Annotated in this window: 23 protein-coding genes; 12 read left to right on the forward strand and 11 right to left on the reverse strand. The window is 73.6% G+C overall.

Features of this window, described 5'->3' with window-relative positions:
* Positions 1 to 314: 314 nt before the first annotated feature.
* The 5 genes from AB0F10_RS33015 (at position 315) to AB0F10_RS33035 (ending at position 3,515) form a co-directional block, all read left to right on the forward strand.
* The gene (locus AB0F10_RS33015; RefSeq protein ID WP_360634050.1) at positions 315 to 830 is read left to right on the forward strand and encodes a flavin reductase family protein; all 516 of its coding nucleotides are present in this window, start codon (positions 315 to 317) and stop codon (positions 828 to 830) included.
* Positions 831 to 907: 77 nt separating this feature from the next.
* A complete protein-coding gene (locus AB0F10_RS33020) occupies positions 908 to 1,372 on the forward strand; it encodes an NAD(P)H-dependent oxidoreductase (RefSeq protein WP_360634053.1) in 465 nt (154 codons plus the stop codon).
* 28 nt (positions 1,373 to 1,400) lie between these two features.
* Positions 1,401 to 1,715: a hypothetical protein gene (locus tag AB0F10_RS33025; RefSeq protein ID WP_360634056.1), complete on the forward strand. Its 315-nt coding sequence runs from the start codon at positions 1,401 to 1,403 to the stop codon at positions 1,713 to 1,715.
* Positions 1,716 to 1,841: 126 nt separating this feature from the next.
* Positions 1,842 to 2,480: a LysE family translocator gene (locus AB0F10_RS33030; protein WP_360634059.1), complete on the forward strand. Its 639-nt coding sequence runs from the start codon at positions 1,842 to 1,844 to the stop codon at positions 2,478 to 2,480.
* A gap of 198 nt (positions 2,481 to 2,678) precedes the next feature.
* Positions 2,679 to 3,515 (forward strand): alpha/beta fold hydrolase, encoded by an 837-nt coding sequence (locus AB0F10_RS33035; RefSeq protein ID WP_360634062.1) that lies wholly within the window; start codon positions 2,679 to 2,681, stop codon positions 3,513 to 3,515.
* 6 nt (positions 3,516 to 3,521) lie between these two features.
* Here the strand turns inward: AB0F10_RS33035 and AB0F10_RS33040 are convergent, their stop codons facing one another.
* The 4 genes from AB0F10_RS33040 to AB0F10_RS33055 are packed head-to-tail and all read right to left on the reverse strand — an operon-like array spanning position 3,522 to position 6,783.
* Positions 3,522 to 4,148 carry a response regulator transcription factor gene (locus tag AB0F10_RS33040; protein ID WP_360634065.1) on the reverse strand — a complete coding sequence of 209 codons (627 nt, stop codon included), beginning with the start codon at positions 4,146 to 4,148 and terminating at the stop codon, positions 3,522 to 3,524.
* The gene (locus AB0F10_RS33045) at positions 4,145 to 5,380 is read right to left on the reverse strand and encodes a histidine kinase (RefSeq protein WP_360634068.1); all 1,236 of its coding nucleotides are present in this window, start codon (positions 5,378 to 5,380) and stop codon (positions 4,145 to 4,147) included. The genes AB0F10_RS33040 and AB0F10_RS33045 overlap by 4 nt, the downstream gene beginning before the upstream one ends.
* 10 nt (positions 5,381 to 5,390) lie before the next feature.
* A complete protein-coding gene (locus AB0F10_RS33050) occupies positions 5,391 to 5,819 on the reverse strand; it encodes an ABA4-like family protein (protein ID WP_360634071.1) in 429 nt (142 codons plus the stop codon).
* A 55-nt stretch (positions 5,820 to 5,874) separates the two neighbouring features.
* Positions 5,875 to 6,783 (reverse strand): hypothetical protein, encoded by a 909-nt coding sequence (locus tag AB0F10_RS33055; RefSeq protein ID WP_360634074.1) that lies wholly within the window; start codon positions 6,781 to 6,783, stop codon positions 5,875 to 5,877.
* Between the two features lie 159 nt (positions 6,784 to 6,942).
* Here AB0F10_RS33055 and AB0F10_RS33060 point away from each other — a divergent pair, with 159 nt between their 5' ends.
* The 3 genes from AB0F10_RS33060 (at position 6,943) to AB0F10_RS33070 (ending at position 8,743) form a co-directional block, all read left to right on the forward strand.
* The gene (locus AB0F10_RS33060; RefSeq protein ID WP_360634077.1) at positions 6,943 to 7,173 is read left to right on the forward strand and encodes a hypothetical protein; all 231 of its coding nucleotides are present in this window, start codon (positions 6,943 to 6,945) and stop codon (positions 7,171 to 7,173) included.
* Positions 7,166 to 7,585 carry an XdhC family protein gene (locus AB0F10_RS33065; RefSeq protein ID WP_360634080.1) on the forward strand — a complete coding sequence of 140 codons (420 nt, stop codon included), beginning with the start codon at positions 7,166 to 7,168 and terminating at the stop codon, positions 7,583 to 7,585. The genes AB0F10_RS33060 and AB0F10_RS33065 overlap by 8 nt, the downstream gene beginning before the upstream one ends.
* Before the next feature lie 285 nt (positions 7,586 to 7,870).
* The gene (locus tag AB0F10_RS33070; RefSeq protein ID WP_360634083.1) at positions 7,871 to 8,743 is read left to right on the forward strand and encodes a pyridoxal-phosphate dependent enzyme; all 873 of its coding nucleotides are present in this window, start codon (positions 7,871 to 7,873) and stop codon (positions 8,741 to 8,743) included.
* A 106-nt stretch (positions 8,744 to 8,849) separates the two neighbouring features.
* Here the strand turns inward: AB0F10_RS33070 and AB0F10_RS33075 are convergent, their stop codons facing one another.
* Genes AB0F10_RS33075 through AB0F10_RS33085 form a run of 3 tightly spaced genes read right to left on the reverse strand, consistent with a single transcriptional unit; the run spans position 8,850 to position 11,046 of the window.
* Positions 8,850 to 9,788: a sugar kinase gene (locus AB0F10_RS33075; protein WP_360634086.1), complete on the reverse strand. Its 939-nt coding sequence runs from the start codon at positions 9,786 to 9,788 to the stop codon at positions 8,850 to 8,852.
* Complete coding sequence (locus tag AB0F10_RS33080) at positions 9,785 to 10,414, reverse strand: bifunctional 4-hydroxy-2-oxoglutarate aldolase/2-dehydro-3-deoxy-phosphogluconate aldolase (RefSeq protein WP_360634089.1); 630 nt, start codon at positions 10,412 to 10,414, stop codon at positions 9,785 to 9,787. The genes AB0F10_RS33075 and AB0F10_RS33080 overlap by 4 nt, the downstream gene beginning before the upstream one ends.
* 56 nt (positions 10,415 to 10,470) lie before the next feature.
* Entirely contained in the window at positions 10,471 to 11,046 is a 576-nt protein-coding gene (locus AB0F10_RS33085; protein ID WP_360634092.1) for a hypothetical protein, read from the reverse strand.
* 112 nt (positions 11,047 to 11,158) lie between these two features.
* On the opposite strand from AB0F10_RS33085, the gene AB0F10_RS33090 reads away from it, so the two are divergent.
* Positions 11,159 to 12,058 carry an NADP-dependent oxidoreductase gene (locus AB0F10_RS33090; protein WP_360634095.1) on the forward strand — a complete coding sequence of 300 codons (900 nt, stop codon included), beginning with the start codon at positions 11,159 to 11,161 and terminating at the stop codon, positions 12,056 to 12,058.
* 92 nt (positions 12,059 to 12,150) lie between these two features.
* On the opposite strand, the gene AB0F10_RS33095 is transcribed toward AB0F10_RS33090, so the two are convergent.
* From AB0F10_RS33095 to AB0F10_RS33105, 3 genes are read right to left on the reverse strand one after another with little or no spacing between them, the layout of a single operon-like run.
* Positions 12,151 to 13,002, reverse strand: a complete 852-nt coding sequence (locus tag AB0F10_RS33095; RefSeq protein WP_360634098.1) for a hypothetical protein — start codon at positions 13,000 to 13,002, stop codon at positions 12,151 to 12,153.
* Positions 13,003 to 13,004: 2 nt separating this feature from the next.
* The gene (locus tag AB0F10_RS33100) at positions 13,005 to 13,355 is read right to left on the reverse strand and encodes an S-adenosylmethionine decarboxylase (RefSeq protein WP_360634101.1); all 351 of its coding nucleotides are present in this window, start codon (positions 13,353 to 13,355) and stop codon (positions 13,005 to 13,007) included.
* A 57-nt stretch (positions 13,356 to 13,412) separates the two neighbouring features.
* Entirely contained in the window at positions 13,413 to 15,728 is a 2,316-nt protein-coding gene (locus AB0F10_RS33105) for an EAL domain-containing protein (protein WP_360634104.1), read from the reverse strand.
* Positions 15,729 to 15,935: 207 nt separating this feature from the next.
* Between AB0F10_RS33105 and AB0F10_RS33110 the strand changes: the two genes are divergently transcribed.
* Positions 15,936 to 17,969, forward strand: coding sequence for an N-acetylmuramoyl-L-alanine amidase (locus AB0F10_RS33110; protein ID WP_360634107.1), 2,034 nt, complete (start codon positions 15,936 to 15,938; stop codon positions 17,967 to 17,969).
* On the opposite strand, the gene AB0F10_RS33115 is transcribed toward AB0F10_RS33110, so the two are convergent.
* Positions 17,957 to 18,565, reverse strand: coding sequence for a sigma factor-like helix-turn-helix DNA-binding protein (locus AB0F10_RS33115; protein WP_360634110.1), 609 nt, complete (start codon positions 18,563 to 18,565; stop codon positions 17,957 to 17,959). The genes AB0F10_RS33110 and AB0F10_RS33115 overlap by 13 nt on opposite strands.
* Positions 18,566 to 18,723: 158 nt before the next feature.
* Here AB0F10_RS33115 and AB0F10_RS33120 point away from each other — a divergent pair, with 158 nt between their 5' ends.
* Both AB0F10_RS33120 and AB0F10_RS33125 read left to right on the forward strand, forming a co-directional pair.
* Positions 18,724 to 18,978: a DUF5999 family protein gene (locus AB0F10_RS33120; RefSeq protein ID WP_360634113.1), complete on the forward strand. Its 255-nt coding sequence runs from the start codon at positions 18,724 to 18,726 to the stop codon at positions 18,976 to 18,978.
* Positions 18,979 to 18,987: 9 nt separating this feature from the next.
* The coding region (locus tag AB0F10_RS33125; protein ID WP_360634116.1) for an AAA family ATPase at positions 18,988 to 21,107 on the forward strand (2,120 nt) is incomplete at its 3' end.

Raw genomic sequence — 21,107 nt, forward strand, 5'->3', positions numbered from 1 at the left:
ACCCGGCGACCCGCCGGCGGGGCGGCGGGCCGGGGCCCGCGCGCCGGCCGCGGTGGCGGTGGCGGCAGTGGACATGGCTGAGACTCTTGTCGAAGAAGGTCTTCATGTCAACTGAACCCCATAGGTTTACTAGGATATGGGATCACCGTTGACACCTGCCCAGCGAGAGAGGCACGGTAGGCCACATGCCCACCCCCGCTGCGGATGCGCCGGCGTTACCGAAACCGACCATGTCCCAATTAGTGGACGCGAGTTTGCCCCCGGTCGCGCACACGCTCCGCCACCGTTCCCTCGTCTCGGCTTAGGGGATCATCATGACCGTCACCCCGCTCCACCAGGACCGTGCCGTGGACGCCGATCTGTTCCGTTCGCTGCTGCGCCGCCACGCCGCGGCCGTCGTCGTCATCACCGCTCCGGGCGCGCCGCCCGCCGGGTTCACCGCGACCTCCTTCACCTCGGTGTCGCTCGATCCGCCGCTGGTCTCCTTCTGCCTGGCCAAGTCGGCCTCGGCGTGGCCCGCGGTGCACGCCGCGAGCACCATCGCCGTGCACGTGCTGACCCAGGAGCAGGAGCACATCGCGCGGACGTTCGCCACCCGCGGCATCGACCGCTTCGCCGCGCACGGCGCCTGGCGTCCCGGCCCCGACGGCGTGCCGCTGCTGGACGGGGTGCTCGCCAGGATCGTGTGCCGGGTGGCGCAGCAGGTGGAGGCCGGCGACCACACGATCGTGCTGGCCACGCCGGAGCTCGGCGAGCAGCACGCGGACTCGACGGTCACGCCGCTCGTCTACCACGACGGCACCTACGCCCACCTGAAGCGCTCGGCGTAGACGCCGTTGCGCCGACCGGAGACTTGGAGAAGAGACATGAGAAACCGCACTGAGCTTCGGCTTGAACGGGGCACCGCGTGAGCGGGATCGTGGTGGTGTCCGGCAATCCGCGTCCGGGATCGCGGACCTCGACGCTCGCCGTCGCGGTCGGCACGGCGCTCGGCGGTGCCGCAGCGGTGGTCGAGGTCGGCGCGCTGGGCACCGGCCTGCTGACCCCGGGCGATTCGGCGACGGCGGCGGCGGTGACGGCGATCCGCGAGGCGGACCTGCTGGTCGTGGCGACGCCCACCTACAAGGGCAGCTACACCGGGGTGCTCAAGGTGCTGCTCGACCAGTTGCCCCCCAACGCCCTCGCCGGCAAGCGGTCCGTACCGGTGGTCACCGCCGGCGTCGCACCGCAGGCCGCGGCCGCGGCGGCGCTGCTCGCGCAGCTGCTGGGCGAGTTGGGCGCCGACGTCGCGCCCGCCGTCGAGGTGGTCGAGGCCGACCTGCCGGAGGCGCAGGCGATCGCGGAGAAGTACGCGGCGGCCAACAGGGAGTGATTGGCGGCGGCTTGCCACGATGGTCCACATGGAGATACTCGCGACGGTCGCGCTGGTCCTGTTGCTGGCCGGCCTGATCATGCTCGGGCTGGCGTCGTCGGCGAACTCGCGCCGGGAGCAGTTGCGGACGGCGAGCCGGCTCACCGCGATCGAGTACAAGCTGGACGCGGTGGTCGCGCATCTCGGCGTCGCCGTCCGGGAGCGGGAGATGCCGGAGGTCGGCCGGTTGCTCCGGGAGGGCAAGCGGATCGAGGCGATCCGCGCCTATCGCAACGAGACCGGGGCGAGCCTGCTCGAGGCCAAGAACGCGGTCGACGCCATCGCGACCCGCCTCGGGCGATAAGCGTCCGGCCGCGGCCGGATGTCCGCGCCACCGTTGACTGCGGGTCCGTCGACGCCGCCGTGCCGGTAGACCACGGTCCTCGTTTTGGCTCTGGCCCGGCGCCGGCCCGGCGGCGAGGGTCAACGGGTGATCACTCTCGCTTCACTGCTCGGCGTCACCGCCGTGGCGCTCGGCATGGTGCTTACGCCGGGCCCGAACATGATGTACCTCGTCTCGCGCAGCATCACCCAGGGCAGACGCGCGGGCGTCGTCTCGCTGGGCGGCGTCGTGATCGGCTTCCTCTGCTACCTGACGGCGGCGAACCTCGGCCTCTCGGTGATCTTCGTGCACGTGCCGGAGGCGTATGAGGCGCTGAAGCTCGCCGGCGCCGTCTACCTGGGCTGGCTGGCGTTCAGGACGCTGCGGCGTGGGGGCACGTCGGTGTTCGCCCCCGGCGAGCTGCCGGTCGACTCGTCGCGCCGGCTGTTCGCGATGGGGCTGCTCACCAACCTGCTCAACCCCAAGGCCGCGATCATGTACCTCTCGCTGATCCCGCAGTTCGTGCGGCCGGACGACGGCCACGTGCTGGCGCAGGGCTTCATCCTCGGCGGCGTGCAGATCCTGGTGAGCCTGGTGGTCAACCTGTTGATCGTGTCGGCCGCGGGGACGATAGCGGTCTTCCTGGCGCGCCGGCCGGGCTGGCTGCGGATGCAGCGCCTCGTCATGGGCACGGTGCTGGGCGCGCTCGCGGTCCGGCTCGCCACCGAACGCTCCCAGCCCGCCTAGGGCTGCCGGGCCGGACGAAGCCCCGAACCGGGACCCTCGGGGACTACCCGCCGCATTTCGCGCCGCGTGACTATCGCAAACCCGCCGGAACTGCCGACAAGGTCCGCCGGACGCGATAACCTGTAGCCAGCAAGGCCGGGAGCCCGCCGCCACGGGTTCCCGGCCTTTTACGTGTGCCCGCCTTGGCAGAATGGGCCGATGGAACCCCGCGTGCACCCGGTCTCCTCGACGAACGGCCAGACCCTGACGATCGAGGAGTACGGCACTCCCGGCCCATCCGCCTCGCTGGTGTTCCTGCCCGCGCTGGGTGTGCCGGTGGCCTACTACCGGCCGCTGTTCGAGGCCTGGGTCGCCCGGGGGCGGCACGTCGTCGGGGTCGAGTTGCGGGGCATGCCGCGCAGTCCCGTCTCCGACCTGCGCCGCAACCCGTTCGGCTACGCCCACCTGCTCCGCGAGGACCTGCCCGCGGTCTTCACCGATCCCGCGGTCGCCGCCGCGGACCGGGTCGTGCTGGTGGGCCACAGCCTGGGCGGTCAGCTCGCGCTCCTGTCGGGCGCCGCCGGCACCGTACGCGCGGACGCGGTCGTCGCGCTCGCCGCCGGTACGAGCTCATCCGCCGCACACCGCAGCCGGCTGATCCGAGCCCGCCGCGCCGCCGGGGTCCGCTTCATCGGCGCCGTCACCTGCTCGCTGGGCTACTGGCCGGGGCACCGCCTGGGCTTCGGCGGACGCCAGCCGCGCACGCTCATGCGCGACTGGGGCTACGAGGCCCGCACCGGGCGGTACCGGCTCCGCGGCGACCCCACCGACTACGAGGCCGCGCTGGGCAGCCTCGCCGTCCCGGCCCTGATCGTCGCGATTGCCGGCGACCGGATGATTCCCGGCCGGGCCGTCGACCACCTCGCGGGACGGCTGCCGGCGCACGTGTGCCGGGCGACGATCGACACCGTGCCGGATCATTTCCTGTGGGCCCGCCGCACGCCGGAGAAGCTGGTCGCCGGCGTCGAGGACTGGCTGGCGGCCCAGCGGCTCTGAGCGCCGTCAGCCGCGCCGGGCGAACAGCGCCAGCCGGACCCGGTTCGGGCTGGCGGTCTTCGTCATCAGGCTGGTGATGTGCGTCTTGACCGTGGTCACTCCGATGTGGAGGCGATCGGCGATCTCGGTGTTCGACATGCCCTCGGCCACCAGCTCCAGGACGTCGCGTTCGCGGGCGGTGAGCCCGGACACCGGCCGCGGCGGCTCGACCCGGGCCGCCACCGCCCGCCGCACCAGCCGCTGCAGCACCTCCTGGCTGAACGGGCTGTCGCCGGACGCGGCCCGGCGGATCCCGTCGAGCAGCTCGGGCGGCGGCGCGTCCTTGAGCAGGAAGCCGCACGCGCCCGCGGTCAGCGCCGGGTAGAGGTGGTCGTCGTCGCCGAACGTGGTCAGCACCAGCACCCGGGCGCCGGGCCGTTCGGCGAGGATGCGACCGGTCGCCGTGATGCCGTCGACGCCGGGCATCCGCAGGTCCATGACGATGACGTCGGGTGCGAGGCGCCCGGCCAGCGCGACGGCGTCGCGGCCGTTGTCCGCCTCGCCGACGACGGTCAGGTCCGCCTCGGCGTCGCAGAGCATCCGCAGCCCGGCACGGATCAGCGGCTGGTCGTCGACAAGCAGGATCCGGATCACGCCGCCCCCGACGCGGGCGGCGGCGAGTCGACCGGCGCGGAGTAGGCGGAGGCGGGCGGATCCGGGGACGGATGGGCCGCCGGGAGGACGGTCTCGACGCGCCAGCCGCCGGCCGCCGGCCCGGCCGTGAGGCGGCCGCCGAGCACCTCGACCCGCTCCCGCATGCCCGTGAGGCCGTGTCCGCCGCCGGACGGCAGGCCGGGCGACACCCCGCCGCCGTCGTCCGACACCGACCAGATCACGTCGCCGTCGACGACCGTGGCGCGCAGCCGGGCGCGGGCCGCCGTCCCCGCGTGCTTCGCCACGTTCGTCAGCGCCTCCTGGGTGAGCCGGAGCACCGCCAGCCCGCGTACGGAATCCAGCGCGCCGACCTCCGGGGCGACCGCGACGTCCACGGTCAGCCCCGCCCGGCGGGCCGTCTCCACCGCCGCCCCCAGCGCCTCCGGCAGCGCGCCGGGCTCGATCACCGTCAGGGCCGCGTCCGTGCGTACCGAAGGGTCGCGCAGCACCGCGACCAGCCGGCGCAGGTCCGCCAGGGCCGCCGTGCCGGTGCCGTGCACGTCGTCGAAGACCTCCGCCACCCGCGGATCGACGTCCGGCAGGACGTGCCGGGCCACCCCGACCCGCAGCACCATCGACGCCACATGGTGCGCGACCACGTCGTGCAGTTCCCGGGCGATCGCGGTGCGTTCGTCGGCGCGGGCCGCCCGGGTCTCCGACTCGCGCCGGCGCTGCTCCTCGAGCGCCCGTTCCTGAGCCTGGACGGTCAGCTCACCGCTGGTCCGCACGACCAGCCCCAGCAGCACCGGCAGGCCGACCACGAGGCAGAGGCCGAAGATCGGTGCGGAGATCGCGGAGGGCTCCCGACCGAGGGTGAAGCTCAGGTAGACCGCCACGACCAGGCCCGCGCCCGACCACAGGATCCGGGGGCGGGGTGCCCACATCGCGAGCTCGAGGAGCGCCCAGCTGGTGCCGACCTGGTTGATCATCGTGTCGTCGATGATCAGGAAGGCGACCACCAGCAGCGCGGTCTGCGCGACCAGGTTGAGGACGCGCCGGCGGTGCAGGATCAGCGCGAGCGCGAACGCCGCAACGGCCAGGATCCACTGGGTGGTGGTCGGCTCGCGGCCCGCCTGGGTGCCGAAGACCAGGTAGCCGACGCCGCTGAGGTCGAGCAGCAGCATCCGCACGAACGTGTCCCGCGCGTCGAAGAGCCTGCCCACCCATCCCACGCCGCCCACCCTAAGCGCTCGCCCTGACCGGGTAGCGCGCCCGGACCAGCAGATAGGCCGCCAGACCCAGCGGGCCCAGCAGGATCGTCAGCAGCAGCACCGGCGCCATGACCAGCGCCGGGACGCCGCGTTCCCGGCTGTCCAGCCACGACCAGCGGCCGGCGAAGAGGTCGAAGGCGATCATGTGCGCCCAGGCCGCCGCCGCGCCGTCGGCGGTGCCGAGCAGGTCGCGTAGGCCGTCGAGGGTCGGCGACACGACGGCCGGAAGCACCTCGCCGAGGGCCGGGATCACCAGCACGGCGTAGATCACCACGGCGGGGAGCACGATCAGCGGCGACCCGATGATGCGGCGGGTCCACGACCAGCCCGGCAGCAGAATCATGAGCGCCCAGAACGGCGCCGCAACCGCGAACGCGAGCCCGAACAACACCCCGGTCACGCCGTGCCCACCTTCCGCAGGCGCGCCCGGCCCTCGCCGCGCTCGGTGCAGCCACTCATGCCGCAAGCTCCAGGTCCTGGCGGCGACGGCGGCTCAGCACCGCGCCGGTGACCGCGGCGACGGAGGCGGCCAGCAGGGCCCAGGCCGTGAGGGTGAGCGCGTCCGGCCGCAGCAGCGGCTGACCGCGCAGCGCCTGCCAGGTCAGGAGCGCGATCACGATCCCGTACGCGAACCCGCCGACCAGCAGCAGCCGGATCCGGGTGGCCTGGTCGAGCCGGGTGCCGAGCAGCAGGGCGAGCAGCGGCAGCGCCTGCAGCGCGTGCAGCCCGACGAAGTGGCCGATCCGCAGGTCCCCGCCGGTCGTGCTCCAGCCGACCAGCGGCAGCCCGGGACCGCCGTCGGCGACGCCGACGCTGTGCGCGCCCGAGACCCCGTCGACGCCGGGCGGCGCCTGGCCCGGCATGACCATCGGAATCGCCGCCAGCATGCCGACCAGCGACAGGCCGAGACCCCAGCCCACGGCGTGCGCCGCCGTCCGGTCGGCGATCCGGCCGCGGACGATCGCGACGCCGAACACGAAGTGCGCGATGAACAGGATCAGGATCGAGGTGCCCATGACCTGGAACAGGGCCGAGTTCAGCGGCGTGGACTCGTTGTAGTGGCTGGTCGTGCCGCGCAGCACCTGGGTCACGATGACGACGATCTCGGCGACCGAGGTCGCCAGGATCACGGTGACCGCGAGTTCGGCGACCCGGCTACGGCGCGGCAGCAGGGAGAGCATCCACGCGAGGGTAGCGGCGTACGCGACGAACGACACCGCGAACTTGAACGGCTTGAGCCAGATCGGCGCGCCGGTGAGCACCCGGGGGTCGGTGAAGACACCGATCCCGGCGATCACGGCGAGGACGACCATCGCGGCGGTGAAGACCATCAGGGGGCGGTGCCAGCGCAGGACGTTTGTCATGCCGTTGATGCTTGCGGCGCAGGGCGGGTGTTTCGCCCACCCGCGGGCCCGACCGGCGGCCGCCGGTCGGAGCCGCTCTCCTACCTGGGTAGGAGGGATCGCTCCGGATAGGACATTCGGGCCCTGAATCGCGGGCCCGTCCGGGGATACGCTCCCGGTATGGAGATCGCCGGGCTGGTGCCGGCCGCCGGCGCCGGTCGGCGGTACGGGATGCCGAAAGCGCTGGGGGCGTACCGCGGCGGGCGGCTCGTGCGGCGCGCGGCCGGGGTGCCGGCAGACGCCGGGATCGCCCGCGGCCCGGTGGTCGCCGGCGCGCCCGAATTGACCTACGCCGACAATCCGGACGGCGCCGGCCTCGACGTGCCGCAGGGGGCGATCGGCCGTGCGTGACGTCCTCGATGAGCTGCTGCGCGCCTGGCGCGCGGGCGAGCCGGCCGGCCTGGCCACCGTGACGGCGACCTGGTCCAGCGCGCCCCGGCAGCCGGGCGCGGCCATGCTCGTCGGCCTCGACGGCACGGCGACCGGCAGCGTCTCCGGCGGCTGCGTCGAGGGCGCCGTCTACGAGTCCTGCCGCGAGGTCGCCGCCTCGGGGATGCCGCGGACGGCGCGGTTCGGCATCACCGACGACGACGCGTTCGAGGTCGGCCTGCCCTGCGGCGGGACGATCGAGCTGTTCATCGAGCGGGCCGGCTTCCCCGAGTTGCCGCTGCTCGCCGACGAGGTCGCCGCCGGGCGGCCGGTGGCGCGCTGGAGCGGCAGCGGCCGGCGGCTGACCGCAACCTCCGGGCCGATCCACTCCTGACCGGCTCCGATCCCTGATCGAGTACGACCGGATCGCCCAGGATCCGCGCGCGTCCGCGGGCGCGGCGCCACGACGCGTCAGCGGGAATCACCCTGGTGGAGCGGGCGGCGGACTTCCCGCCCGCCGGGGCCGATGCTGGTGATCACCGACGGGAATTGCGACGTGCTGCGGATCCGCCGGGCGTTCCTGACGCCGCTCGGCGCCCGCCTGCCGTTCACCCCGCGCGCCCCCGTGGTCCAGCTCCGCTGAGGAACCGGCTGGGTTCTGTCCCCTAAACTCGACGGCGTGGATGTGACGCCGATCTCACTGGGCTCCTGGCCGACGCCGCTCGAACCGGCGCCACGGCTCGCCACCGCCCTGGCGCTGGACGAACTCTGGATCAAAAGGGACGACCTGACCGGCCTCGGCGGCGGTGGCAACAAGGTCCGCAAGCTGCAGTACACGTGCGCGCAGGCGCTGAAGGCGGGCGCGACGACGCTGGTCACCACGGGCGCGGCGCAGTCCAACCACGCCCGGCTCACCGCCGCGGCGGCGGCCCGGCTCGGGTTGGGGTGCGTGCTCGTGCTGGGCGGTCATCCGCCGGCGGCGGCCCGCGGCAACCTGATCCTGGATCAGCTGGCCGGCGCCAGGATCGTGTGGGCGGGTGACGCGCCGGTCGCGGAGGCGGTCGCCGCGCAGGAGGGCTTCGTGATCCCGTTCGGCGGCACGTCGGCGTTCTCGTCGCTGGGCTACGTCGACTGCGCCCGCGAGCTTGCGGTGCAGCTGCCCGACCTCAGCACGGTGGTGGTCGCGGTCGGCTCCGGCGGCACGATGGCCGGGCTGGTCGCGGTGCTCGGGCCGGGCCGGGTGTTCGGTGTGGACACCGGCGCGCTGCCGGACGCGCGCGCGGCGGTCGCGGGGCTGCTCGACGGCATGGGCGTGCCGGTCCGGGCGGAGGACCTGCAGATCGACGGTACCCACGTCGGCGCCGGCTACCCGACCCTGACCGATCCGGTACGGGCCGCGCTCGAGCTCGCGGCACGCACCGAGGGGTTGTTCCTCGATCCGACCTACACGGGCCGGGCCATGGCGGGGCTGCGCGCGAACCCACCGGACGGCAAGGTCGTCTTCCTGCACACCGGCGGCCTGCCCGGCCTCTTCGGCCACCCGGCGGTCTGACCCCGCCGCGGCCCGCCGAGCCTCCTCGACCCCCGGCCATCTGACCCGACGTGGCGCACGACGGCTGGGCGGTCAGCGGGGCCGGGCGGTCAGCCGGGCCGGGCCGTCAGCGGGCCACGTTGTCCGTCGCCGAGAGCAGCGACGCCAGGTCCGCGCGGGTGGGCAGGCCCTCGCAGTCGCCCGGGACCGTCACCGCGAACGCACCGGCCGCGATCGCCGTGGCCAGGCGCCGGGCCGGCACCGCGCCGGCGAGCCGGTCCGCGAGATAGCCCGCCACGAAGGCGTCCCCCGCGCCGACCGGGTCGACGACCGTCACGGGCAGGGCCTGCACCGCGTGGCGCTCCCCGGCGATCAGCGCCGTGCAGCCCCGCGCCCCGTCCTTGATCACGACCTCGGTGGGGCCGAGCTCGGCCAGGCGCTCGGCCGGCGAGGCCTCGGAGCCGAGCACCAGCTCCGCCTCGTCGGGGCCGGCGAAGACCACGTCCGCGCGCGACACGAGATCCCGCAGCACCGGCGCCGCGTCGTAGCGGGACCACAGCTTGCCCCGGTAGTTGACGTCCACGGACACCGTCACGCCGGCCGCCCGGGCGGTCTCCACCGCGTGGAACACCGTCGCGCGGGCCGTGTCGCTCAGCGCCGGCGTGATGCCCGTGACGTGCAGGACGCCGGCCGACTGCACGTCGCCGACCGGCACGTCCGCCGGCAGCAGCCGGGAGCCGGCGCTGCCGGCCCGGTGGTAGTCGACGTGCAGCAGGCCGCCCGTCCGGCGGTGTTTCACCATCAGGCCGGTGAACGCGGCGTCGCGGATCACCGTCGCCCGCACGCCCTCGCCGCGCAGCCGACGCTCGATCAGGTCGCCGGTGGCGTCGCGGCCGACCCGGCCCAGCCAGGCGGCGCCTCCGCCGAGGCGGGCGACGCCGATGGCCACGTTGCTCTCCGCGCCGCCGATGCCGAAGGCGAAGCTCCGGGCGTACTCGAGCGGGCCGATGCCGTCCGCCGCGACCAGGCCCATCGTCTCGCCGAGGGTGACCAGGCCGCCACTCATGAGCGGGCGAACGCGACCGCGTCGACCGCGTGGCGCGCACGCGCCGCGAGCCGGGCGAGGCTGCCGCCGTCCGCGGCGTCGCCGATCAGCGGGCCGCCGAGGCCGACCGCCGCGGCGCCGGCGGCGAGCCAGTTCGCGACGTCGGTGATCTCGATGCCGCCGGTCGGCATGATGCGCACGCCGGGCAGCGGACCGTGTAGGTCCTTGATGAAGCGCGGGCCGACCGTGGCCGCCGGAAAGAGCTTGACCAGCGGCGCACCGCCGCGGCTCGCGGTGTAGATCTCGGTGGGGGTGAACGCGCCCGGGTAGACCGGCACCTGGAAGCCGTCCAGCTCCGGGACGTAGACCGGCGAGACGAGGAACGTCGCGCCCGCGTCCACGCCCGCCTTGGCGTCGGCGAGGGTGAGCACGGTGCCCGCGCCGACGGCCACGCCGGCGGGGAGCTGGCGGCGCAGGCCGGCGATGGCCTCGACGGCGCCGCGCGAGGTGAGGGTCACCTCCAGCGCCGTGATGCCGGCCTCGACGAGCACGTCGCCGATCGCCGCGAAGGCGTCGGCGGTGGGTGCCCGCAGGACGGCGACGACGCCGCTGCGACAGATCACATCAGTGACCGAGATATCCGACATGGGCGCCTCCACAGGTGTCCCGTCAGGGGCATTCAGTGTCCACCAAGGCGCCGAGATCATCCAGTGACCCGGGACTCCTCTGCCGTGGCGGGGCTGCGCCGGACGTAGGAACCCAGGCCACGCCGGGGCGACGGCGGCGCCAGCGGCGCGGGCGGGGTCGCCCTGATCTCCAGCTCCTCGCGGACCGCCGCCTCGAACTCCTGCATCACCAGCGGAACGTGGCCCAGCATCTCGCGCGCCGACTTGCCCGGGTCGACGCCCGGCGGCGGCGTGGGCCGCGAGGCGTGCAGGCCCTCGATCAGCAGGTGCACCGCGAGGGCGGCGCTGCGTACCTGCCCCGAGGCCAGCAGCCGCACCTGCATGAGAGCGGGCCCGACGGCGTCGAGGTAGGCGAACGGGCCCGGCGTCGGCTGGTCGCCGTCGTACGCGGCGCGCAGCCGGTAGGTGGCCCGCTCGAACTCGGTCATCAGTGCGATGTACGCGTCCTTGCGCTCGGCGTACCAGCGTTTGGTCCGCTTGGCGCGGCTGCGCAGGTAACGGTCGCGGGCCGAAACGAGGACCGTCACACCGGCCCCGAGCAGGGCAGACACGGCTGCGACGAGGGGAAGCCCCCACCACGGGATCTCAGACACCCGCCAACGGTAGCGATGCCCGGCCCGGCGGCGACGGCGGAGGGTCAGATCGTGACCTCGTCCCCCCGGCGGCGCTTGACCTCAACCCGGCTTCACCTTGCAGAGTCACCGCATGAGAGCAGCGGTATTCGACAGATACGGCCCGCCCGAGGTGTTGCGCATCGCCGACCTGCCCGATCCCCTGCCCGGCCCCGGCCAGGTCCGGGTCCGGGTGCGGGCGGCCGGCGTGCAGCCCTTCGACGTCGCGGTGCGGCAGGGACGGATCAAACGCGGGCCGGCGAGCTTCCCGCACCAGGTCGGCCAGGAGTATTCGGGGGTGATCGACCTGCTCGGCGAGGGGGTCACCGGCCTGGCGGCCGGCGATCCGGTGCTCGGCTCGACGATGATGGCCGGCCAGGCGACCCACGTGGTGGTGCCGGCGTCGGACGTCGTCGCCAAGCCGCCGGAGCTGGACTTCCCGGCCGCCGCCGCGCTGGTGGCGGCCGCGCAGACCGCCTCGGGCGCGCTGCTCGAGCTCGGGGTCACGGCCGGCGACGTGCTGCTGGTTCACGCGGCGGCGGGTTCCGTCGGCACGGTCGCGGTGCAGCTCGCCCGGCTGGCCGGGGCCACGGTGATCGGCACGGCGAGCCCGGCCAACCACGACTACCTGCGCCGGCTCGGCGCGCTGCCGGTGGCGTACGGGGACGGGCTGGTCGAGGCGGTCCGGGCCGCGGCCGGGCCGGTGACCGTCGCGCTGGACGCGGCCGGGCGCGGGGCCATCGCCGCGTCGGTGGAGCTCGGCGTCCCCCGCGACCGGATCGGCACGATCGTCGACGACAAGGCGGCCGCCGAGTTCGGCACCGCGGTGGTCCGGCTGGGCCGCTCGCCGGCCCGGCTCGCGGAGGTGGTCGCGCTCGCGGCGCGGGGCGAGCTCACCATGGAGGTACGGGCGTACCCGCTGGCGGAGGCGGCCGCGGCGCACGCGGCCGTCGAGGCCGGGCACGGCCGAGGAAAAGTGGTCCTGGTGCCATAGCCTGCCTGGTGGCCGGCGAACAGATGCTCGGCAGCCACCGGCGCAAGCACAAGGCCACGAGCTGAGGACGCTCGTTCAGACGCCGGCTCTCGTCACGCTCCGGCCGTCAGCCCCTCGGCGACGACGATGTGCTCGTCGACATCCTTGCCCGTACCGATGCGGGTGGAGACCTGGAAAGCGACCCGGTTGACGAGCAGCTTGCGCGGCCCCGAGCGGCGCAGCGCCGCCGGCGTCGGGCGCGACGCCCGGCGCATCCGGACCGCCTGCTCGCGGACCGCGGCCTCGATCCGGGGAAAGTCCATGTAGACCGCGCGATTCTCCGCCGCGCCCAGGTAGGCGAACGGCCCCGAGTCGGCGAGGGTGCGCATCGGCGCGCCGATCATCGCGATGTTGCGGTACGCGCCACGGTCGAGCATCGACACCGCGTGCCGCACGCCGCGGCGCCGGCCGATGACCAGGAACGTGCGGTAGAGCATCGAGCTGACCAGCAACGACGACCGCCCGCCGCGGTACTGCGGCAGCACCGCGAGCGTCGCGCAGTCCCAGACCCGTTCGCCGTTCATGCCGTGCGCGGCGAGGATGGTGTCGACGTCGACGCCGATGTGATCGGGCGCGTCGTCGATGGTCTTCACCCCGGGACCGTTGCTCTCGATCATGCGGGCCACGCCGGCCGGCACGCCGCGGCGCCGGTCGATCACCACGAAGAACAGGCTGTTCGCCTCGTACCGGCCGTACTCGGCGGCCATCACCTCGGTGTCGTTGCCGAACGACTCCTCGAAGACCCGCCGCTCGAGGGCCCGGCCGACCCGGGCCAGGTCGGACCCGGGCCCGACGACCGCCGTCACGAACCGGCCGGTGCGCGCCGGGTGCGCGGCCAGGAACTCCGCGGTGATGCGCTGCATCCCGGCGTCGTCGAGGTCGTAGCGAACGGTCGTCGCGCTCACGCTCAGAACTCCTTGGAGACGATCTCGGTGGTCTTGAAGTAGTCCTTGGTGAAGTCGAGGACCGTCTGCGGGTCGAACGACTTGCAGGTGTAGATGTCGACGCTGAAGAACGAGATCGGGCGCTCCCACGAGTAGAAGTGCGCGCCCGAGGTCTCCCAGTGGATCCAGCCGGCCCAGCCGTACAGGTCGCTGACGTGGGTCACCGGGTCGATGATCGTCACCATGTCGGTCACGGCCGAGAGCTTCTTCAGGTAGTCCTTGATGTGCTCATCGGTGATCACGAACGTCGGGTACCCCTCGACGACCAGCCGCTGGCGGGTGATGGTCGGGGCGAGGTCCTTGAAGTCCAGCATTTCCGTGACGCCTTCCAGTGTGGGTGATCGAGATACGGGTTGTCGGATGGTGAAGCCTCAGGCGATGACCTGCGGGCGGATCCAGGGTTCGAGGTTCTCCGGCAATTCGGCCTTGCCGTAGAGCCAGCCCTGCGCCAGGTCGCAGCCCTGCTCGCGCAGCCAGTCGCGCTGCAGTTCGGTCTCGACGCCCTCGGCCACGACCCGCAGGTTCATCGCCCGGGTCATGGCGAGCACGGCCCGCACGATCGGCTCGTTGGGGCCGTTCTCACCGACGTGGCGGACGAACGACCGGTCGATCTTGACGATGCCCACGGGCAGCCGGTTCAGGTAGCTCAGCGAGGAGTAGCCCGTACCGAAGTCGTCGATGCACAGGGTGATGCCGAGATCGCGCAGCTCGAGGAGGGTGACCAGCGCGGTCTCGAGGTCCTCCATGACCCCGGACTCGGTGATCTCCAGCCACAGCTGGTCCGCGCCGAGCCCGGTGTCGGCGAGCACGTCGCGCACGATGTCCACGATCGCGCGGTCGCGAAGCTGCCGGACCGAGACGTTGACGGAGACGTGCAGCCGCCGGGCGTCGGGGCCGCGCTGGACGGTCCAGGCGGCGAGCTGGGCCGCGGCCGTACGCAGCAGCCAGGCTCCGCTCTCCACGATCAGGCCGGTCTCCTCGGCGACCGGGATGAAGTCGACGGGCGAGACCGCACCGAGCGTGGGGTGGTTCCAGCGCATCAGCGCCTCGAAGCCGTCGATCTGGCCGTTCGTCAGGTCCACGATCGGCTGGAAGTGCACCGCGAGCTCGCCTCGCGGCAGCGCCGAGCGCAGCGCCTGCTCCAGGTTCATCCGGTCCCGGACCTCGTCGCGCAGGGACGTGTCGAACAGCGCGTACGCGTTGCGGCCGTTGCCCTTGGCCTTGTACATCGCGGTGTCGGCGTCGCGGATCAGCTCGAGGGCCCGGGCGCCGCCGTGCGCCTTCGCGACACCGATGGACGCGGAGATCACGACGTTGCCGACGGAGAGCTCGAACGGGCGGGTGAACTCGTCGAGCACCCGGTCGGCGAACGATTCCGCGAGGGCCGAGTGCGACGGGCTGGACAGCGCGATGACGAACTCGTCGCCGCCGATCCGGCAGACCAGGTCCTCGCCGCGGATCTGCGCGCTGAGCCGGCTGGCGACCGCGCACAGCAGCTCGTCGCCGACCTGGTGGCCCCAGTGGTCGTTGACCATCTTGAACCGGTCGAGGTCGATGAAGAGCAGGCTGATCTCCTGCTGCTCGTCCGCGGCCCGGTCGCCCCACTCCGTGATGGTCTCGGCGAGCAGTTCGCGGTTCGGCAGGTCGGTGAGCGCGTCGTGGGTGGCCCGGCGGCGGGTGGCCTGCTCGGCGCGGGCCCGCGAGTTGTTGGCGCGCACCACCCGGGCGAAGACGGCGAGGATCAGTCCCGAGCAGAGGACAGCGTTGACGATGCCGGTGAGCATCGAGTGGGCCGGCTGCACGATGGTGATCAGGTTCGGGCCGACCACCATCAGGGCGATCAGCGTGGTCCTGACCTTGCCGAGGTCCTTGACGACGATCTGCTGCGGCTCGGTCAGATTCCGCATCGACGGATGCAGCCCGGCGGCACCGACGAAGATGAAGGTGGCCAGGAACAGCACGTCGGCGGGGTGCTGCGGCAGGTTCGCGAGCCCGTCCTCGCGCAGCGCGTAGATCATGTCGCCGGTGAACATCGCCGACATGGCCAGGATGAGCAGCCACAGCGCCGGCTGGCGTCCGCCGCCGGAGAACCCGAGTTGCGCCGCGAACACCAGCAGCACCACGTCGAGGATGGGGAAGAACGAGTTGGCGACGCGCATCGCGGTCAGGTCGGACTGCGCCATCGTCGGCACGATCAGGTAGGTCCAGCACATGAACGTCGCGGCCATGGCGACGACCAGCGCGTCGATCCGGGCCGGGTCGTCCTCCTGGGCGCGCCGGCGGCGCAGCATGGCGGCGAGGCTGCAGCCCATCAGCACGTAGCCGAGCAGCGCGAACGTGTTGGGGAGGATCATCATCAGGTTCGGCGTGGAGCCGCCCGCCCCGGGCACGACCCCCCGGATGACGATGGCGACGAGGAAGGACGTCGCGGCGCCGAGCATAAGGCGCCAGGGACCGCCGTGCCCGGGCTGCGCCATGCGCCACACGGCGTAGGTCATCGCCCCGAGGCCGGCGAGGAGGCCGAGCGTCATCAGCGGGTCCCGCAGCGACACCGGGCCGACCGCGGCCAGGGCGACGAGGACACCACCCGCCGCCAGGAAGATCCAGGCGGGCCTTGTGCTTCGCCAGGGCGGCGCTGTACGCGCGGAGGACAGCGGATCGGGATCGCCGCCCACACGGACGGGCACCAGCATAGGTTTCACGGCCTACCATGTCGGCGCCCCGCTCCGCTACATGAGCACTCGGGCGATTCACCCCCTCGGGTACGTGACCGGAATCACTGGTAAAGGCAACCCGGCACATTACCGACACGTTCGTCTCATCCTGATCTGGCCCGATCCGATGCCTTCGCGGGGGGAAACGTGGAGAAGACGCACAGACGAATCATGGCCTCGATGCTCTGCACCGCCGTCGTGGTCAGCGGCGCGGCGGCCGTGTCGGCGAGCGGTGCCGCCGCAGCTCAGCAAGGGGTGGCGGCGGATCAGCTCAGCCGCGCGCCCGACCCGCCAACCCTGCAGACGATCGAGCTGGCCCCGGCACCCGGCCGGGCGGCCGCCGCCGGCGCCCGGGCGGTCCCGCGGCGCGCCACCGGGCGGTTCAGCCTCGTCGGCGCCACCTGGACCGACTCGCACGCCGCGCTCGACGGCGCGGTCGAGGTGCGCACCCGGCGATCCGCCGACGGCTCCTGGACCGGGTGGCAGTCCCTGGAGGCCGACGGAGCCTCACCCGCCGAGCCCGGATCGCGCGACGCGGCCGAGGCCCGGGGCAGCACCGATCCCCTCTGGGTCGGCGAATCCGACGGCGTCGAGGCGCGGGTCGCCGCCGGCCCGGGCCGCGCCGGGCCGCTGCCGGCCGGGCTGCGGCTGGACCTGATCGACCCCGGCGATCCGCCGCCGCCCGCACCGCCGGCGCCGGCACCGCGGGTCGCCGTCCCGCCACGACCCGCGCCGAGGCTGGTCAGCCGGGCCGGCTGGGGCGCGAACGAGGCCATCGTCAGGGGCGAGCCGGAGTACACCACGGACGTGCAGGTCCTCTTCGTGCACCACACGGCCGGCACCAACGACTACCGCTGCTCCGAGTCGGCCGCGATCATCCGCGGCATCGAGGCGTACCACGTCAGGAGCAACCACTGGGACGACATCGGCTACAACTTCCTCGTCGACAAGTGCGGCACCCTCTTCGAGGGGCGCCGGGGCGGGGTCGCGCGTCCGGTGCTCGGCGCGCACACCCTGGGCTTCAACTCGCGCAGCAGCGCGATCGCGGTGCTCGGCAACTACTCCGGGCGGGCGGTGCCGGCCAGGGTCAGGCAGGTGATCGCGCAGGTCGCCGCGTACAAGATCGGGGCGTACGGGAACACGCCGGCCGGCCGGGTCGCCATGGTCTCGAGCGGCAGCGACCGGTACAGCCGGGGCACCCGTGCGACGCTGAACCGGATCTCCGGGCACCGCGACACCGGCAAGACCGAGTGCCCGGGCAACACCCTGTACGCCCAGCTGGGGGCGATCCGCGGGGTCGCCGCGGCCGGGCCGGCGAACCTCGCGCTCTCCAAGATCAACGGCGCGACCCGGATCGGCCGCAGCTGGTACACCCGCGGCACGGTCCGGCCGTTCTGGCGCACCACCACGCCCAGTTCGCTGCTCTACCGCTTCGACGTCCAGGTCGACGGCGCGCTGACCGCGTCGGCGCCGAACGGGCACCGCGACGAGTTGCTCCGGCTCCCGGCCGGGCGGCACGACGTCCGGATCCGCGCGGTGGCGCTCAACGGCCGCATGGCCAGCATCAGCGTGCCGATCGTTTCGGACCGCACGCTGCCCGAGTTCACCGGCGGGCCGAGCGTGCTGCTGCGTACCGGCTCGCTGGACGGGATCGTGCCGGTGCGGCTGCGCTGGACCGCGGCGGACGCCGGCGGGCTGCGCCGCGTCACGCTGACCGGCCCGGTCACCGCCGACCTCGGCACCACCGCGACGGCCTGGGCCGGCACGGTGCGGCCCGGCGTGGCGACCACCTACGGCCTGCGCGCCACGGATCTGGCGGGCAACGTCCGGTCGGCGGCCGTCACCCGTACGCCGGTGATCGTCGCGGAGACCCAGGCCGTCCGGTCCGGCGCCTGGCGCAGCCTGAGCGGCGCCGGCCACCTGGGCGGCAGCGCGCTGCGCAGCACGGCCGCGAACGCGTCGCTGAGCTGGACCTTCACCGGCCGGTCCGCGTCGCTCGCGGTGGCACGCACGGCGGCCTCGGGCCGGGTGCAGGTCTACGTCGACGGCAGCCCCGCCGGGATGATCGACCTGCGCTCGCCGCGGTCGCTGTACCGGCGGGCGGTGTGGACCCGGTCCTGGAACAGCAGCGAGCGGCACACCGTGAAGATCAGGGTGGAGGGCACCTCGGGCCGGCCGGGAGTCATCTCCGACGGGCTCGTCTACCTGCGGTAGTCGTCGTCCGGGTCGTGCCGGTCGGCCAGTTGCTGATCGAGCACGACCCGCAGGGACCGCATGGCGAAGTAGAGCCGCGACTTGAGCTCCTCGACGGGCACCGAGCGGGTGGCGGCGGCCTCCTCGAGCGAGACCCCGCGATAGAAGAGCTCGACGAGGATGTCGCGGTGCGACGCGGCGAGGTCGTCCATGGCCGCCACGATCGTCGTGGCGGCCTTCGGGCCCCGGTCGGGCACGGCGGCACGGGGGCGGTCGTCGTGCCCGGCCGGGGCGAACCGCTCGCCGTCGCGCAGCACCGTGCGGGCGGTGAGCACGAGCCACGGACGGACGGCGGACGAGCGCTGCGGGTAGCGCGCCGGGTCCTGAGCGGCCCGGTAATAGGTCTCCTTGAGCACGCTGCGCGCGGCGACCTCGTCGCCGCCGGTCAGCCGGCGCACGTACGCGGCCAGCTCGTCGCGGTGCGGCTCCACCAGGGTCTCGAACGCCGCCTCGGCGCGGGCCAGCGCGTACCGTTCGGCGGCGCTGCCAGGGGTCGGCGAGAACAGGTCGGAGTGCAGCGGCGGTCGGCTCGGCCGGTCGGCCGCGTGGCGACCCATGGGTACCCCTCTCTGTCGATCGCCGTCCATGGTGATCCACAAAACCGCCGGCAGACACGGGAGAAGTACCCGCGAGTGGGTTTTCGGGTACGGGTCGGGTACTTCCCCGGTGTCTCACGCACCGGCCGCGACGAACTCTTGGTCGCAGGAGGACCTACATGTTGTGCGTGCACGTGCCGCCCTGTCCCGAGGCGGCCCAGACCGACCACCACGCCGCGCGGGTGGTAGCCACCCATCCTGAGCAGGGCTGGAGCCTGCTCTGCAACGGCGTGGTGACCTTCGACGACGACGGCGAGCTGCTGCCGGACGGCCGGGCGGTCGCGCCCCGCGTTCCCGCGGGACTCGCCCTCGTCGGCCGACTCGATGCATCCTTGGGCATCCGAGAGCCGACTTTCGGAGGTCACAGCCACTAACGTGCACCTATGAGCACCGGCACGGCCTCGCGCGGATCCCTCGGCAACCTGCCGGCCGAAGTGACAAGCTTCGTCGGACGACGGCACGAGATGACCGGCGTCCGGCGGATGCTCTCCACCAGCCGGCTGGTCACCCTGACCGGGGCCGGCGGAGTCGGCAAGACCCGGCTCGCCCAGCGCGTCGGGCGCGAGATGCGGCGCGCGTTCACCGACGGCGTGTGGCTGGTCGAGCTGGCCGAGCTGCGCGACCCGGACCTGGTCGCGGTCACCGTCGCCGAGGCGCTCGGGGTACGCGAGGAGTCGGTCAGCCCGGACGCGCCGGGGCTGGCCACCTTCCTCGCCGGCCGGCAGGCGCTGCTGATCCTGGACAACTGCGAACACCTCGTCGGCGCCTGCGCCGACCTGGCCGAGACCCTGCTGCGCGCCTGTCCCGACCTGCGGATCCTGGTGACGAGCCGGCAGGCGCTGCGGCTCTCGGGCGAGGCCACGCTGACCGTGCAGCCGCTCTCGGTGCCGGAGCCCGACGTCGCCTGCACCCCGGCCGACCTGTCCCGCTACGAGTCGGCCAGCCTGCTGGTCGAGCGCGCGACGGCCGTGGTTCCCGGCTTCGCGGTGACGGACGCGAACTGCGCCACCATCACCGCGCTCTGCCAGGCGCTGGAGGGCATGCCGCTGGCGATCGAGCTGGCCGTCGCCCGGCTGCGGGTGCTGTCGCTGCACCAGATCCTCGAACGCCTGACGGACCGCTACCGCCTGCTCACCGCGGGCGCCCGCAACGCGCCGGCGCGGCAGCAGACGCTGCGCGCGCTCATCGACTGGAGCTGGGACCTGTGCTCGGAGCAGGAGCGGGTGCTCTGGTCCCGGCTGTCGGTCTTCTCGGGCGGCCTCGAGCTGGACGCGGCCGAGCAGGTCTGCGCGGACGAGACGCTGTCCGCGGAGGCGATCCTGGACCTGATCGCGTCCCTGGTGGACAAGTCCGTCATCTCCCGCATCGGCGACGGCCCCCGGGCCCGCTACCGGATGCTCGAGGTGGTCCGCGAGTACGGCGCCGCCCGGCTCAACGATGCCGGGGAACACGCCGCGGTCGCGCGGCTGCACTGCGACTGGTTCGCCGAGCTTGCCGCGTACGGGGACGCGCACTGGGCGAGCCCCGACCAGGCGGCGCTGATGCTGCGGCTGCGCCACGAGAAGGCGAACCTGCGGGTGGCGCTGGAGTTCGCGGTCACCGAGGGCCCGCCCGAGACGGCGCTGCGCTTCGCCGCCGACCTGCAGAACCACTGGTTCGTCCGTGGCTTTCTGTCCGAGGGCCGGCACTGGCTCGACCGCGCCCTGGCGATGCCGGCGCCGCGGCACTGGACGCGGGTGAAGGCGCTGCGGGTGGCGTCGTGGATCGCCTGCGTGCAGGGCGACCGGACGCGGGCCGAGGCGCTGCTGGCGGACGCCCGCGCGCTGGCCGACGCCCTGCCGCCGTCGCCGGAGGCGGCGTTCATCCCGCTGGTCGAGGGCAACGTCGCGATGTTCGGCGGTGACCACGCTCGGGCGCTGCCGCTGTTCGAGCGGGCGCAGACCGCCTTCCGCGACCTGGGCTCGCTCAGCGGCGAGATGTGGACCCTCGCCGTGCTCGGGCTGGCCCGGGGCCTGGCCACCGACGACCCGGCCAAGGGGTACCCGGACCTGATGGCCTGCCGGGACCTCGCCGCCGCGAACGGCGAGGTGTGGTGGCGCTCGTTCGCGTTGTGGGCGCTGAGCGTGCTGCGCTGGCGCGACGGCGACACCGCGGGGGCGGCCGAGGCGGCGAAGGAGAGCCTCGAGGTGGGCATGCTCGTCGAGGACGAGCAGTTCGGCATGGGCCTGGCGCTGGAGGCGCTGGGCTGGGCGGCCGGCAGCGAACACCGCGACCAGCACGCGGCGCAGCTGCTGGGCGCCTCGGAGCGGGTGTGGCGGGCGATGCACGCGTCGCTGTCGTCGTTCCGCAGCCTGCACGACTTCCACGACGAGTCCACGCAGGAGATCCGCGGCCGGCTCGGCGACCGGGCGTTCGACGCGGCGTTCCGGCGCGGCGCGGAGCTGACCACGGCCGAGGCGGTGGCGCTGGCCCTGGACCGGGCGGGCCGGCCGGCCGCGGCGGC

This window comes from Actinoplanes sp. NPDC026623 (assembly GCF_040638275.1).
Lineage (GTDB): Bacteria > Actinomycetota > Actinomycetes > Mycobacteriales > Micromonosporaceae > Actinoplanes.

Excerpts from the sequence above, each read along its gene's own strand:
- AB0F10_RS33015 (WP_360634050.1), top strand. The coding sequence starts at position 315 with ATGACCGTCACCCCGCTCCACCAGGACCGTGCCGTGGACGCCGATCTG.
- AB0F10_RS33025 (WP_360634056.1), top strand. The coding sequence starts at position 1,401 with ATGGAGATACTCGCGACGGTCGCGCTGGTCCTGTTGCTGGCCGGCCTG.
- AB0F10_RS33035 (WP_360634062.1), top strand. The coding sequence starts at position 2,679 with ATGGAACCCCGCGTGCACCCGGTCTCCTCGACGAACGGCCAGACCCTG.
- AB0F10_RS33055 (WP_360634074.1), bottom strand. The coding sequence starts at position 6,783 with ATGACAAACGTCCTGCGCTGGCACCGCCCCCTGATGGTCTTCACCGCC.
- AB0F10_RS33060 (WP_360634077.1), top strand. The coding sequence starts at position 6,943 with ATGGAGATCGCCGGGCTGGTGCCGGCCGCCGGCGCCGGTCGGCGGTAC.
- AB0F10_RS33075 (WP_360634086.1), bottom strand. The coding sequence starts at position 9,788 with ATGAGTGGCGGCCTGGTCACCCTCGGCGAGACGATGGGCCTGGTCGCG.
- AB0F10_RS33080 (WP_360634089.1), bottom strand. The coding sequence starts at position 10,414 with ATGTCGGATATCTCGGTCACTGATGTGATCTGTCGCAGCGGCGTCGTC.
- AB0F10_RS33090 (WP_360634095.1), top strand. The coding sequence starts at position 11,159 with ATGAGAGCAGCGGTATTCGACAGATACGGCCCGCCCGAGGTGTTGCGC.
- AB0F10_RS33100 (WP_360634101.1), bottom strand. The coding sequence starts at position 13,355 with ATGCTGGACTTCAAGGACCTCGCCCCGACCATCACCCGCCAGCGGCTG.
- AB0F10_RS33110 (WP_360634107.1), top strand. The coding sequence starts at position 15,936 with ATGCTCTGCACCGCCGTCGTGGTCAGCGGCGCGGCGGCCGTGTCGGCG.
- AB0F10_RS33115 (WP_360634110.1), bottom strand. The coding sequence starts at position 18,565 with ATGGGTCGCCACGCGGCCGACCGGCCGAGCCGACCGCCGCTGCACTCC.
- AB0F10_RS33120 (WP_360634113.1), top strand. The coding sequence starts at position 18,724 with ATGTTGTGCGTGCACGTGCCGCCCTGTCCCGAGGCGGCCCAGACCGAC.